This is a genomic window from Kineosporia sp. A_224 (assembly GCF_002198655.1).
Taxonomy (GTDB): Bacteria; Actinomycetota; Actinomycetes; order Actinomycetales; family Kineosporiaceae; genus R-H-3.
This window is the reverse complement of record NZ_MWLN01000200.1, coordinates 18,153-30,051: the sequence shown is the minus strand read 5'-3', so window position 1 is coordinate 30,051 and position 11,899 is coordinate 18,153. Positions and strand designations below refer to the sequence as shown.

Here is an 11,899-nt window from a genome sequence, read left to right as displayed (position 1 = left end):
TCGTGGAGGTCGCAGGGGCCTGCGCGACCGGCGGCCGCGTCGTCGCCGCGACCGCTGCCGCCACCGCCGTCGTCACCGGCACGGCGAGGACGAGGCCGATCGCCCCGACGCAGGTGCGGGCGACCTCCTCGGCGACCTCGACGCTGCGGAGCAGGTCGGCGAACGGCACCCCGGACACCGTGACGAGGAGCAGGGTCGGCAGCGCGGCACCGGCGTACGCGAACGCGATCGTGTAGACGGTCGAGTTGAGGTGGTCACGGCCGACCCGCATGCCGCTGGCGAACAGGGCTCGCCGGCCCAGCGCCGGCGCGCTCGCCCGGACCTCCCAGACCGCTGACGCCTGGGTCACCGTGACGTCGTTGAGCACCCCGAGACCGGCGACGACGATGCCGCACAGCACGATGCCCGACAGGTCCGCGGCCCCCGTGAGCCCGCTCACCGACAGGCTCTCCTCGGAGCTGAGCCCGGTGAGGTGCAGGCTGCGCGTGGCCCACCCCGCGAGGGCCGTCGAGACGACGAGCCCGACGACCGTGCCGAGCAGCGCGACCGAGGTCTTCGCCGAGAACCCGTGGGCGGCGTACAGGACGACGGTCATGATGACGACGGCGGCGCTCAGCGCGACCGCCGCCGGGTTCCCGCCGAGCAGCAGCGCCGGCAGGACGAACTCCAGCACCGTCACGTAGGCGAGCACGAGACCCGCGAGGGCCGCGAGGCCGCGGAACCGGCCGACCGCGACGACGAGCAGGGCGAAGACGGCGGCGAGCGCCACGAGCGGGGCCGACCGGTCGACGTCCACCCAGACGTAGCCGTCGTCGAACGCGCCGACCCGCACGCCGGTCCCGGGTTCGACCCCGGCCCGGTAGACCTCGAGCGGGACGACGACGGTCACCTCCCGGCCGGCGTCGGGGCCCGAGGTCACGCGCACGAGTGCGTCGACGCACGACCCGTCGGCCGCGCCGGGCGTCACCGGAGCGACGCCGAGGTCCTCGGCGCCGCACGCCCGGGCCGAGACCGAGAGCACCTGCGCGCCGGCGACGGCGTCCCCACGGACCCCGCCCGCCGCGCCCCCGTCGCCGACCGGACCCACCGGCCAGAGCAGGAGCATGACGACCACGCTGAGGGCGACGGCCGGGACGAGCACGGCCGCGAGGGCGAGCCGTGCGCCGTCCGACACGCGGTCCCCGGCCGGGGTCCGCACGTGGGTGGCGGCTCTCCTCATGACTTTGATACTCATTCTCAATAAGGTGGGTCTTCAGACCGTCCCCGTCACCGGAGGCCCGCCATGACGACGACCCCCGCCGACCGACCGCTCGTCGTGCTGTGCGTCGGCACCGACTGCGGCACCCGACACGAGGAGCACGACGGCGCCGGCCTGCGCGGCCTGCGGGACGTCGTCCGGCGGACGCCCGGCGCGGTCCTCGTGACGACGGGGTGCCTGCGGGGCTGCACGGCCGCCCACGATGCCGGACGCGGCGCCGACCACGCCGTCGGGGTGGTCGCCTGGCGGACCGGCGAGAGCCTCGACGCGCACGACCCGCTCGTGCTCGCCGGGGTCGAGGACCCGGCCGTCGCCGGGCAGGTCGCCGCCTGGGTCGCCGAGCACGCCGACGGCCCGCCGCGCACCGCGCTCGAGTCGTTGCCGCTCGGGCTGCGTCGTCGGCTCATCTCGTGACGTCCCGCCGGGCGACGAGGACAGAGTTGACCACCTCGCCGAGCGGGTGGACGAGCAGCTCGGGCACGAACCCGCACCGGCTCACGTCGCCGACGTCGACGGCCGGGTAGAGCAGCGTGCGCAGGCCGTCGGCGCTGCGCAGCAGGACCCACGTGCCGGGCGCCAGCACACCCGCCAGTGTGCCGAGCACCTGCCGTTTGCCCTCGCGCGTCAGCCCGACCAGGGCTGCGACGACGACGAGGTCGCAGCCCTCGGCGGCGGCGGCGAGCCCCGCGCCGGACGCCGCGTCGGCGGGCACGCACCGGACGCCGTCCCCGGCGCCCAGCGCGCCGAGCACCTGGTTCGCCAGGTCGACGGCGGTCGGGTCGTGGTCCACGACCCGCACGTGCGCCGACGTCGTCCGGTGCAGCAGCAGGGCGCTGAGCGGCAGCGGGCCGCCGCCGACGAAGCAGACCCGGTGCGGTCCGCCGGGCGCGTGGCCCGCGGCCGCGAGGGCGTGGACCTCGAGGCGGGTGAGGGCCTCGTAGTTGGCGAGGTACGGGAACCGCCCGACCTCGGCCGCCGGGTCACCCGCCGCGAGCACCCGGGCCGCCCACGTGGCCTCGAGCTGGGTCTCGCCGCGGGCGCACAGGTCGACGAGCCGGTGCCGGAGCGCCCGGACGCGGTCGTCGGCGAGGACAGCGGCCGTGGCGCGCGGCTCGGCGGTCAGACAGGTCCGGACGAGGTCGGCGAAGAGGCCGTCCACGAGCGGGGAGGGCGCGAGGCCGTCGAGCGCGACGAGTCGGTCGTGGACCGACACGACCCGGTCGGCCAGGGCGCCCGCGAGCCCCCGCGCCGGGCCTGCCATGCGCACCATCGTCCCCCCGGGCCACCGACACAGAAATGAGAATGATACGCATTCTCGACTGAAGTCGATGATGGCAGGTGGATCATTCGACCGACGGCCGGGCAAAGATATCGATAACGTCTGCGCACCCGACGTAGATCCACTCCTACGACGGCGCGACATGTCGAACTGCGACGGCCAGGAGCTGGAGACGATGTCATCTCAGACGGACCTCGGTACGGCGGCGGCCCCCCTGCGCGGCCTGGACAGCTACTTCAAGATGACCCGGCGCGGGTCGTCGTGGGGGCGTGAGCTCCGCGGCGGGGTCGTCACGTTCTTCACGATGGCGTACATCGTCGTCCTCAACCCGCTCATCATCGGCACCCAGGCCGACAGCACCGGGGCGTTCCTCGGCGGCGGGAGCGTGGAGTCGGCGCAGGCCAAGGTGGCCGTGGCGACGGCGGTCGTCGCCGGGGTCATGACGATCCTCATGGGGGTCGTCGCCAACTACCCGCTCGCACTGGCCGCCGGTCTCGGGCTCAACGTCTTCGTCACCTTCGGCATCGCCAAGCTGCCGGGGATGACCTGGGAGGACGCGATGGGGCTGGTGGTGCTCGAAGGCCTGATCCTCGTCGTCCTCGTCCTCACGGGCTTCCGGACGGCCGTCTTCCACGCCGTCCCGCCGTCCCTGCGGATCGCCATCAGCGTCGGCATCGGGCTGTTCATCACGATCATCGGCTTCGTCGACTCCGGGTTCGTCCGGCGGACGGCCGTCGGGCCGGTCCCCGTCGAGCTCGGGGTGGGCGGGGCGCTCCAGGGCTGGCCGACGATCGTCTTCCTCGTCGGGCTCGTCGTCATCTCGGCGCTGCTCGTCCGGGCGGTCCGAGGCGCGCTGCTCATCGGCATCCTCGTATCGACGGTGCTGGCGATCGTCATCGAGGCGGTCTTCCACGTGGGGCCGAGCGTCACGGCGTCCGGCGACCCGAACCCGACCGGCTGGGGCCTCAACGTCCCGACCCTGCCCGACCAGATCCTCGCCACCCCGGACCTCGACCTGCTCGGCCGGTTCAGCCTGCTCGGCTCGTTCCAAGCGATCGGCATCGCAGCGGCCGTCCTGCTCGTCTTCACGCTCATCGTCGCCGACTTCTTCGACACGATGGGCACGATGGTCGCCGTCGGCGCCGAGGGCGCCCTGCTCGACGCGGACGGCGTGCCACCGAACGCCGACCGGATCCTCCTCGTGGACTCCCTCGCGGCGGCCGCGGGCGGCGCGGCCTCGGTGTCGAGCAACACGGCGTACATCGAGTCGACCGCCGGCGTCGCCGAGGGCGCGCGCACCGGGATCGCGAGCATCGTCACCGGCGTGCTGTTCCTCGTCGCGGCCGTGTTCGCACCGCTCGTGCGGATCGTGCCCTACGAGGCCGCCGCCCCGGCGCTCGTCGTCGTCGGCTTCGTCATGATGCTCCAGGTGCGGTCGATCGACTGGGACGACGGCGAGGCCGCGATCCCCGCGTTCCTCACGATCGTCGTCATGCCGTTCACCTACTCGATCACCGCCGGCATCGGCGCAGGCTTCGTCATGTACGCGGTCCTCAAGGCGGTGCGCGGCCGGTGGTCCGAGGTGCACCCGCTCATGTGGTTCAGCGCCGGCCTGTTCGTCGTGTACTTCGCGATCGACCCGGTGAAGGCGCTGCTCGGGGTCAGCTGAGCGGTCGGGCGCACTGAGTCAGCCGACCGGGTCGGGCCCGCGGGTGACCCGGCCGTCCGTGAGGTCGACCAGGAACGGCACCCTGCCCTTCGCGTCGGTGACGACGAGCCCCTTCTCGATGCTGCCTCCGAGGGTGAACCCTCTGCCTGCCAACGACTCCGGCAGGTCGATGCACTGCGCGTAGATCTCCCTGGTGTGCAGCACGTGGACGAACGGCTCCCCTCCGGACCGTTCGTACATCGTCGCGACGACCGCGCCGTCCAGGCTCGTGACCCGGGAGACCGGGTGGCCGGCCATCCACTCGCCGATGTTGCTCTTGTCGACGACGACGGCCTCGTCGAGGCGGTCGGCCGCAAGGTCGTACCAGCGCACCTGGTAGTGCTGCGACCCCTTGGGCGGCAGGTGCTCGACGAGGTAGAGGCGCGTGCCGTCCGGCGAGAGCGCGTCGAACTCGAACGCCCCGGCGAGGTCGACGAGGTGCGGCGGCTGCGTGAACGGCGCGCGCAGCACGGTGAACCGGGACCGGCCCGCCGCCGGCGCCTTCTCGGCGAGCACGACCGACCCCCCGGTCGTCACACCGTCCGGCCCCGACCCCGGCACGACGACCGGCAGCACCCAGCTGCCGTCGACGGCCACCGTGCCGAGCAGCGCCCGGGTCGTCCGGTCGAAGCCGCGGACCGTCGTCCGGTCGCCGTCGGCCGCGACGTGGACGAGCGGGCCGAGGTCGCCGGGTGCGCCGACGACGCCGGCAGGGAGCACCGCGATCGTCGGGGGTGCGGCCCGGGACGGCGTCGCTGCCGGTGCGGTGCTGCCCGCACCGGCGCCGGGCGACGAGCAGCCGGCGACGAGACCGACGAGGAGTGCGGGTCCGACGATGGACCGGAGCGTCCGGCGGGTGCGCATGATGAACCTCCCGGGGTTCGTGACGTGCTCTGCTACACCGCTCGGGCCGGGTGGGTTCCGTCGGAACCGGCCCGGGGAGGAGCGGAACCCCCGGGGCCTCGCCGGTGTAGAGAGGCGGGACGGCGAGGGAGGCGGGAGGACCGACGACGGACGACGACGCGCTGGCGGGCGCACTGCGCGGTGACCAGTCCTCGTACGAGGAGCTGGTCCGCCGGCACGCGCCGGTCGCGCACCGGACGGCGGTGCTCTTCGGCGCCGGGGACGACGCCGACGACGTCGTGCAGGAGGCGTTCGTCAAGGCGTTCCGGGCGCTCGGCCGGTTCCGGCCCGACGCGCCGTTCCGGCCCTGGCTGCTGTCGATCGTCGTCAACGAGACGCGCAACCTGCGGCGGTCGGCGCGGCGCCGGGCGGTGCTCGCGCTGCGGGTCGCCGTCCTGCCGGAGACCGCGACCGGCCCCGACGACCCGGGCACCGTGGCCGCGGCCGGGGAGCGCCGGACGGCGCTGCTCGCCGCGGTGCGCGCGCTGCCCGAGCGGGACCGCGCCGCCGTCACCTGCCGGTACCTGCTCGAGCTCAGCGAGGCCGAGACCGCCGTCGCCCTGGGCTGGCCCGTCGGCACCGTGAAGTCGCGGCTGTCCCGCGCGCTGCGACGGCTGCAGGCCGAGCTCGGGACGCTCGACGAGCGGACGGAGGTGCACCGTGGCTGACGCGCACGACGCGACCCTCGAGGAGCGGCTCGTCGACCTCGGCCGGCAGCTCGACGTCCCGGCCCCGGCGGACGTCGCGCCCGCGGTGCTCGCCCGGCTCGCGCAGGAGCCACGCCGCGGTCTCGCCCGCGTCCCGCGACCCGGCCGGCGGCTCCGGCGCCGGCTCGTCGCCGTCGGTGCCGTCGCCGCAGTCCTGCTCGTCGGTCTCACTCCCGCCGGGCAGGCCGCGGTCGCCCGGGTCGCCGCGGTGCTCGGCGTCGTCCTCGAGCGCGGTGAGCCGCAGGCACCCCGGCGGCCCGAGGTGCTGCCCGGCGAGACGGCGTCCGCCCTCGACCGGGCGCGGGACCAGGTCGGGTTCCCGGTCGTCGTCCCGGCGGCGCTCGGCACCCCGGACTCGGTGACCGTCAGCGACGCCGGCCGGGTGCTCTCGCTCGTCTACGGACCGGGCCCGGGCCGCCCGCCCGCCGGGCCGGGCGGGGTCAGCGCCCGGCTCGACGAGTTCCACGGAACCCTGGACCCGGTGTTCTCCAAGACGGTCGACGGGCCGGCGGAGTACGTCGAGCTGCCGGACGGGACGTTCGCGATCTGGATCTCCGCACCGCACGACGTCAGCTACGTCGACGCCGCCGGCACGACCCGCACCGAGGCGGCGCACCTGGCGTCGAGCACGCTGATCTGGAGCGTGGGCGCGGTGACCCTGCGGCTCGAAGGAGACTTCACCCGGGAGCAGGCGCTCGCTGTCGCGGTCACCACCGGATCCCGTTCGTCGTGAAGAACCACAGTGCCGACGTCAGCCACAGCCCGACGAGCGTCGTGAAGACGAGCCCGCCGAGGAGCGGGAGCGACCAACCGGGCAGGCCCCGCCGGGTGAGCGCGAGCATCTTCGTCGTGAAGGCCCCGAAGAAGACGCAGCCGAGCAGCGAGTGCACGAGCACCCGGGTGTCGAAGGCCTGGAACCCCAGCGCGTAGAGGCAGTGCACGGCCACCGGCACCGTGGCGAGGAACGCCGCCCGGCCGGACCAGCGGTGCAGGGTGCCGGTCCAGGCCGGGGCCGTGACCCGGGGCAGCCGGCCGTAGAGGGCGAGGGCGCTGAGCAGTTGGACGACGGCCAGTGCCGCGGCGAGGGATGCCAGCCAGACCTTCGACTCGAGGGGGCCGGAGAACCCCGGCAGGTGGGCGGCGATCCCGGTCGGGGGGTGCACCCGGCCGAAGACGCCGAGGGCGACGGCGACCGCCGCACCGACGAGGGCCAGCCGGACGAGCACGAGGTCGAGGCGCTGCGCGGCGCCCTGCGTCGGCCCGCTCACGGCGCGACCTTCGCGGTGACGGTCCGGACGCTCGCCGGGTCCACCGCGGAGACCGTGAAGGACCAGCGCTCGCCCAGCGCCTCGACGGTGCCGCTCGCCCGGCCGGTGACGAGGGTCGCGGCGAGGGTCTCGCCGTTCTTCCCGGTCAGGGACAGGCTCGGGCCGGAGACGGTGCCGCGCAGCCACGACTCGACCTCGTCGCCGTCGCACACGTAGGCGACCACCCGGTCGTCGCGCACCGCCATGATGAGCGAGTACCGGCCGCCGGGCAGCCGGCCGGCGTAGGCGGCCAGCTCGCCGTCCGACAGCGGGGACCCGCTGTCCGGCGCCGCAGCGGCGTCGGTGACCGAGGCCCGCGGCGCGGCGGTGGCCGGCGGTGCTGCCGGTGGTTCGGCTGTCGGGGTCTGGGTGGACGAGGCGGTCGCCGCAGCGACGACGGCGTCCGGCCGGGCGGCGGCCGAGCTCGTCGCGAGCACGGCGCCGCCGACCAGGGCCCCGAGGGCCAGGGTGACGAGCGGTCCGCTGAGCTTCATGGGGTGCTCCGGGGTCGGTGCGCCGGGACCGGCGCGGGCAGGGTGTCGACGGGGATACGCGGCGGGGGCCCGGTGCGGTTCTCGATGGCCGGCGCCCGCAGTCAGGAGCGGCCGGACGGCCTGCCACGTACAGGTCCGCCGGGGATCGCCCGAGAACCGGTCGACCTGGCCGCTGCGTACCGGAGGGTGTGGCAGCATCCCTTGTCCTCGACCGCGACACGACCGGGGGCGTAGTGGCACCGTCCGGTGAGCCTGACGCACCGACGGGATCGGGCACCGGCCTCGACCCGTCGGTCGTCGACGCCTTCCGGGCCGGGGACGCCGGGGCGCTCGCCGCCGTCTACGACCGCTACGCGCGGGCCGTCTGGAGCGTGGCGATGACGGTGCTGCGGGACCGGGCGCTCGCCGAGGACGCGACCCAGGAGACCTTCCTGCGGGCCTGGCGCGCGGCCGCGACCTTCGAGCCCGGGCGGCCGCTCGCCCCGTGGCTGCTCACGGTCGCGCGACGCACCGCCGTCGACGTGCTGCGGCGCGAGAGCCGCCCGACCCAGGGCGGGCACACGGGCGAGCAGGACGTCGTCGTCCAGCTCCCCGGGCTGGAGCAGGCCTGGGAGGCGTGGGAGGTCCGCCTCGCGCTGGACGCGCTGCCGGACGACGAGCGCGCGATCATCCGGATGTCGCACTTCGAGGAGATGACGCATCGTGAGATCGCCGAGGCCCTCGACGTCCCGGTCGGCACGGTGAAGTCGCGCTCGCACCGCGGGCACCGCCGCCTCGCCGCGAGCCTGGCCCACCTCGTCAAGGGAGGCGACCGGTGAACCCCTCGGAGGACCCCCGCCTCGACGTGTGGGCCGGGCACCTCGAGCGCCGCGAGCAGCCGGAGCCCCTCGACCCCGGGACGCCGCCGGCGGCGGACCTCGACCCCGTGGAGCGGGACGCACTGGACTCCGTGGCCCGGCGGCTGGCGGACGAGGCCCTCTGGTCCGGGCCGCCGCCCGAGCTCCGCGCCCGGCTGCTGGCCCAGGCGGGCAGGGAGCAGACAGACGCCGTCCCCCCGACGCGCACGGGGCACCGCCCCGTGCGCCGGTGGCTGCTGGTCGCCGCGGCCGCGGCCGTCGTCTCGGTCGGCGGCGCCGTGCTCTGGCCGCGCGGCCCGGCGACCGAGTTCGCGCTCGCCGGCACGGCCGCCGCACCCGCCGCGAGCGCCACCGCCGAGCTGACGCCGAAGTCGGCCGGGCTGGCCATCCAGCTGCACATCACCGGGCTCCGGCCCGCGCCGGACGGCACCTACTACGCCGCCTGGCTGCGCGGGCCGGACGGCGTGGTCCCGGTCGGCTCGTTCCACTGGCGCAAGGGCGGCATCCCGATCGACCTGTGGAGCGGGGTGACGTCCGACCGGTACCCGGAGCTGTTCGTCACGCTGCAGAGCGAGACCGCAGGACCCGGGCCGTCGGACATCGTGGTGTTGGACGGACGCACCGGCCCCTGATCCGGCCGGACTCCCGGACGGGCCGCTACGAGACGGCGTCCATGTGGAACTCGTCGGGGTCGGGGCCGGTGCGCATGCCGCGGTCGAGGCCGGCGATCGCGGCCATCTGCGCGTCGTCCAGGGTGAAGCCGAAGACGTCGAGGTTCTCCACGATCCGGTGCGGGGTTACCGACTTCGGCAGGACGACGAGCCCGAGCTGCAGGTGCCAGCGGATGATCGCCTGGGCCGGTGTGACGCCGTGGGCCGCCGCGATGTCGGCGACGACCGGGTCGTCGAGCACCTTCTGCCCGGAGGCCAGCGGGCTCCACGACTCGGTGACGATGCCGTGCTCGGCGTGGAAGGCGCGCAGCTCGTTCTGCTGGAGGTACGGGTGCAGCTCGATCTGGTTGATCGCCGGCAGCTCGCCGGTCTCCGCGAGGAGCCGCTCCAGGTGCGGGACGTGGAAGTTGCAGACGCCGACCGCCGTGACCCGGCCCTGCTCCCGCAGCTCGAGCAGCCCGCGCCAGGCGTCGACGTAGGTGTTCGCGTCCGGCACCGACCAGTGGATGAGGAACAGGTCGAGCTGCTCGAGCCCGAGGCGGTCCATCGAGGCCTCGAAGGCGTCCTTGACCCGGAGGTGGTCGTCGTTCCACACCTTGGTCGTGACGAAGACGTCCTCGCGCGGCACGTCGGTGGCGGCCAGCGCCCGCCCGACCCCGCTCTCGTTGCCGTAGATGCGCGCGGTGTCGACGTGCCGGTACCCGGCCGCGAGCGCGGCCTCGACCGCGGGCTGGACGGCGTCGTCCGGCACCTGCCACACGCCGAAGCCGACCTGCGGGATCGGCAGGCCGGGGCCGGCGCCCGGCCCGGTGCGCAGGGTGAGGGAGGGGACGAGGCGGGGATCGGTCATGGTCGCGATCCTAGGCTCGGGGCGCCGTGGGTCACCCGCCGACGTGGATCTGGGGACGCTGCCGCGCGTCGGGGACGGAGCGCCGGAGGATCTCGTGGGTGAGCGGCGGGATGTCGCCCTCGCCGGCGAGCAGGAAGCGGAGCATGTTCTGCGCGGGAGCCCGCTCGGACCACTCGAAGTAGGCGTGCGGCGCCTCGGGCATCGTGTGGCTCAGCTTGAGCAGCACCGCGGCGAGCGCGTTCGGGACCGAGGGGCCCTCGGCACGCAGCACCGGGTGGGCGCCGATCTGGGTGAACGTCACGTGCACGGTGCTGGTGAACTCGGAGGCGTCCGGGACGACCACCTCGAGGAAGAGTGCCTGTTCGCCGTCGGGCAGGTGGTTGTCGACCCGGACCTCGAGCGCCTTCTCGCGGTACTCGGCGTCGTCGCCGTCGTCCAGCTTGTTGGCGATGATCCGCAGCGGCTGGGGCCACCGGGCGGCGCCCTCGAGGAACGCCTCGGCAGCTGCGTCGAACGCGACGTCGGGGACGCGGAGCTCGGTGGAGCGCGAGATCCGGGAGACCACGGAGAAGGTGATGATCAGGGCGACGAAGACCAGGGCGATCCACAGACCCTCCGGGTCCCCGATCACCGTGACGAGGATCGTGTAGACGAAGATCGCCGACACCACGGCGAAGAACGCGGCCGTGCCCCGGTGGCCGCGCCGCAGCTCGGTGAGGAAGACCGCGATCGCGGCCGAGGTCATGAGGGCGAGGACGCCGGTGGCGTACGCGCCGGCCTGGGCGTCGACGTCGGCCCGGAAGACGAGCGTGACCACCACGCAGATGACGAAGAAGACGAGGACCAGCGGCCGGGTCGAGCGGGCCCAGTCCGGGGCCATGCCGTACCGGGGCAGGTAGCGCGGGATGATGTTGAGCAGCCCGGCCAGCGCGGAGGCGCCCGCGAACCACAGGATGCCGATGGTGGCGGCGTCGTAGGCGGTACCGAACCCGTCCCCGAGCATCTCGTGCGCGAGGTAGGCCAGCGCGCGACCGTTGGCCTCGCCGCCCGGCTCGAACTGCGCGGCGGGGATGAGCAGCGTGGTCACCAGCGAGCTGCCGATGAGCATGGCGCTCATGATCAGCGCGGCCGTGGTGAGCAGTCGGCGGGCCCCGCGGATGCGCCCGGCGGGACGGGCCGCGGTGTCCGTGGGGTCCCCCTGGATCAGGGGCATGACGACCACACCGGTCTCGAACCCGGAGAGCCCGAGCGCCAGCCGCGGGAAGACGACGAGGGCCGCGACGAGGACGGCGAGCGGGGAGGAGTACTCCAGCGAGATCGCGTCGGTCCAGCTCGTGACGGTCTCCGGGTGGGTGAGCACCTCGAGCGCGCCGCGACCGATCACGACCGCCGACAGCGTGAGGTAGGCGATGACGAGCACCACGGCCAGCCCGATGGCCTCCTTGAAGCCCTTGAGGAACACCAGGGCCAGCGCGAGGATCAGCGCCAGGGTCACCACGACCTGGCGGCCCTCGAGCGCGCTGCGCAGGAACGGGTTCTCCAGCATGTGCGCACTGGCGTCGGCCGCCGACAGCGTGATGGTGATGACGAACCCGGTGGCCACGAACCCGAGGAGCGACAGGACCAGCAGCTTGCTCGGCCAGTACGTGAGCAGCCGCTCCAGCATGGACAGCGACCCGTCGCCGTGCGGGCTCTCCTGCGCGACCCTGCGGTACATCGGCAGGGCCCCGAAGAGCGTGACGAGCACGAGGATGAGCGTCGCCAGCGGCGCGAGGGCCCCGGCCGCGAGAGCCGCGATGCCGGGCTGGTAGCCCAGGGTGGAGAAGTAGTCGACCCCCGTCAGGCACATGACCCGCCACCACGGC

General features: G+C 74.4%; 13 protein-coding genes. 6 read left to right on the top strand and 7 right to left on the bottom strand.

What is annotated here, in order from left to right; all coding sequences use genetic code 11:
• Positions 1–1,219 (bottom strand): YibE/F family protein (locus tag EDJALFJO_RS24130; RefSeq protein WP_158220552.1); only part of this gene is annotated, 1,219 nt, incomplete at its 3' end.
• Between the two features lie 63 nt (positions 1,220–1,282).
• Here EDJALFJO_RS24130 and EDJALFJO_RS24125 point away from each other — a divergent pair.
• Entirely contained in the window at positions 1,283–1,672 is a 390-nt protein-coding gene (locus EDJALFJO_RS24125; protein ID WP_088288868.1) for a hypothetical protein, read from the top strand.
• On the opposite strand, the gene EDJALFJO_RS24120 is transcribed toward EDJALFJO_RS24125, so the two are convergent.
• Complete coding sequence (locus EDJALFJO_RS24120) at positions 1,662–2,519, bottom strand: nicotianamine synthase family protein (RefSeq protein ID WP_158220551.1); 858 nt, start codon at positions 2,517–2,519, stop codon at positions 1,662–1,664. The genes EDJALFJO_RS24125 and EDJALFJO_RS24120 overlap by 11 nt on opposite strands.
• 193 nt (positions 2,520–2,712) lie before the next feature.
• Here EDJALFJO_RS24120 and EDJALFJO_RS24115 point away from each other — a divergent pair, with 193 nt between their 5' ends.
• The gene (locus EDJALFJO_RS24115) at positions 2,713–4,206 is read left to right on the top strand and encodes an NCS2 family permease (protein ID WP_088288874.1); all 1,494 of its coding nucleotides are present in this window, start codon (positions 2,713–2,715) and stop codon (positions 4,204–4,206) included.
• 18 nt (positions 4,207–4,224) lie between these two features.
• Here the strand turns inward: EDJALFJO_RS24115 and EDJALFJO_RS24110 are convergent, their stop codons facing one another.
• On the bottom strand, positions 4,225–5,109 hold the full coding sequence (locus EDJALFJO_RS24110) for a hypothetical protein (RefSeq protein ID WP_088288866.1): 885 nt from the start codon (positions 5,107–5,109) through the stop codon (positions 4,225–4,227).
• Between the two features lie 242 nt (positions 5,110–5,351).
• On the opposite strand from EDJALFJO_RS24110, the gene EDJALFJO_RS24105 reads away from it, so the two are divergent.
• Positions 5,352–5,816, top strand: a complete 465-nt coding sequence (locus tag EDJALFJO_RS24105; RefSeq protein ID WP_233150007.1) for an RNA polymerase sigma factor — start codon at positions 5,352–5,354, stop codon at positions 5,814–5,816.
• On the top strand, positions 5,809–6,588 hold the full coding sequence (locus EDJALFJO_RS24100; protein ID WP_088288864.1) for a hypothetical protein: 780 nt from the start codon (positions 5,809–5,811) through the stop codon (positions 6,586–6,588). Before EDJALFJO_RS24105 ends, EDJALFJO_RS24100 begins: the two co-directional genes overlap by 8 nt.
• Here EDJALFJO_RS24100 and EDJALFJO_RS24095 read toward each other — a convergent pair.
• Positions 6,563–7,123, bottom strand: a complete 561-nt coding sequence (locus EDJALFJO_RS24095; protein ID WP_088288863.1) for a DUF6529 family protein — start codon at positions 7,121–7,123, stop codon at positions 6,563–6,565. The genes EDJALFJO_RS24100 and EDJALFJO_RS24095 overlap by 26 nt on opposite strands.
• Positions 7,120–7,656: a hypothetical protein gene (locus tag EDJALFJO_RS24090; RefSeq protein ID WP_088288862.1), complete on the bottom strand. Its 537-nt coding sequence runs from the start codon at positions 7,654–7,656 to the stop codon at positions 7,120–7,122. The genes EDJALFJO_RS24095 and EDJALFJO_RS24090 overlap by 4 nt, the downstream gene beginning before the upstream one ends.
• A gap of 188 nt (positions 7,657–7,844) precedes the next feature.
• On the opposite strand from EDJALFJO_RS24090, the gene EDJALFJO_RS24085 reads away from it, so the two are divergent.
• On the top strand, positions 7,845–8,474 hold the full coding sequence (locus EDJALFJO_RS24085) for an RNA polymerase sigma factor (RefSeq protein ID WP_158220550.1): 630 nt from the start codon (positions 7,845–7,847) through the stop codon (positions 8,472–8,474).
• Positions 8,471–9,145, top strand: coding sequence for an anti-sigma factor domain-containing protein (locus EDJALFJO_RS24080; RefSeq protein WP_088288860.1), 675 nt, complete (start codon positions 8,471–8,473; stop codon positions 9,143–9,145). Before EDJALFJO_RS24085 ends, EDJALFJO_RS24080 begins: the two co-directional genes overlap by 4 nt.
• A gap of 25 nt (positions 9,146–9,170) precedes the next feature.
• On the opposite strand, the gene EDJALFJO_RS24075 is transcribed toward EDJALFJO_RS24080, so the two are convergent.
• Together EDJALFJO_RS24075 and EDJALFJO_RS24070 are read right to left on the bottom strand one after the other, a co-directional pair.
• Positions 9,171–10,034, bottom strand: coding sequence for an aldo/keto reductase (locus EDJALFJO_RS24075; protein ID WP_088288859.1), 864 nt, complete (start codon positions 10,032–10,034; stop codon positions 9,171–9,173).
• Positions 10,035–10,065: 31 nt separating this feature from the next.
• The gene (locus tag EDJALFJO_RS24070) at positions 10,066–11,883 is read right to left on the bottom strand and encodes an amino acid transporter (protein WP_369812576.1); all 1,818 of its coding nucleotides are present in this window, start codon (positions 11,881–11,883) and stop codon (positions 10,066–10,068) included.
• Positions 11,884–11,899 lie beyond the last annotated feature (16 nt).

Bases quoted from the DNA above. Each gene is read 5' to 3' on its own strand.
- EDJALFJO_RS24125 (WP_088288868.1), top strand. From the start codon at position 1,283: ATGACGACGACCCCCGCCGACCGACCGCTCGTCGTGCTGTGCGTCGGC.
- EDJALFJO_RS24120 (WP_158220551.1), bottom strand. From the start codon at position 2,519: ATGGCAGGCCCGGCGCGGGGGCTCGCGGGCGCCCTGGCCGACCGGGTC.
- EDJALFJO_RS24115 (WP_088288874.1), top strand. From the start codon at position 2,713: ATGTCATCTCAGACGGACCTCGGTACGGCGGCGGCCCCCCTGCGCGGC.
- EDJALFJO_RS24110 (WP_088288866.1), bottom strand. From the start codon at position 5,109: ATGCGCACCCGCCGGACGCTCCGGTCCATCGTCGGACCCGCACTCCTC.
- EDJALFJO_RS24090 (WP_088288862.1), bottom strand. From the start codon at position 7,656: ATGAAGCTCAGCGGACCGCTCGTCACCCTGGCCCTCGGGGCCCTGGTC.
- EDJALFJO_RS24075 (WP_088288859.1), bottom strand. From the start codon at position 10,034: ATGACCGATCCCCGCCTCGTCCCCTCCCTCACCCTGCGCACCGGGCCG.
- EDJALFJO_RS24070 (WP_369812576.1), bottom strand. From the start codon at position 11,883: ATGTGCCTGACGGGGGTCGACTACTTCTCCACCCTGGGCTACCAGCCC.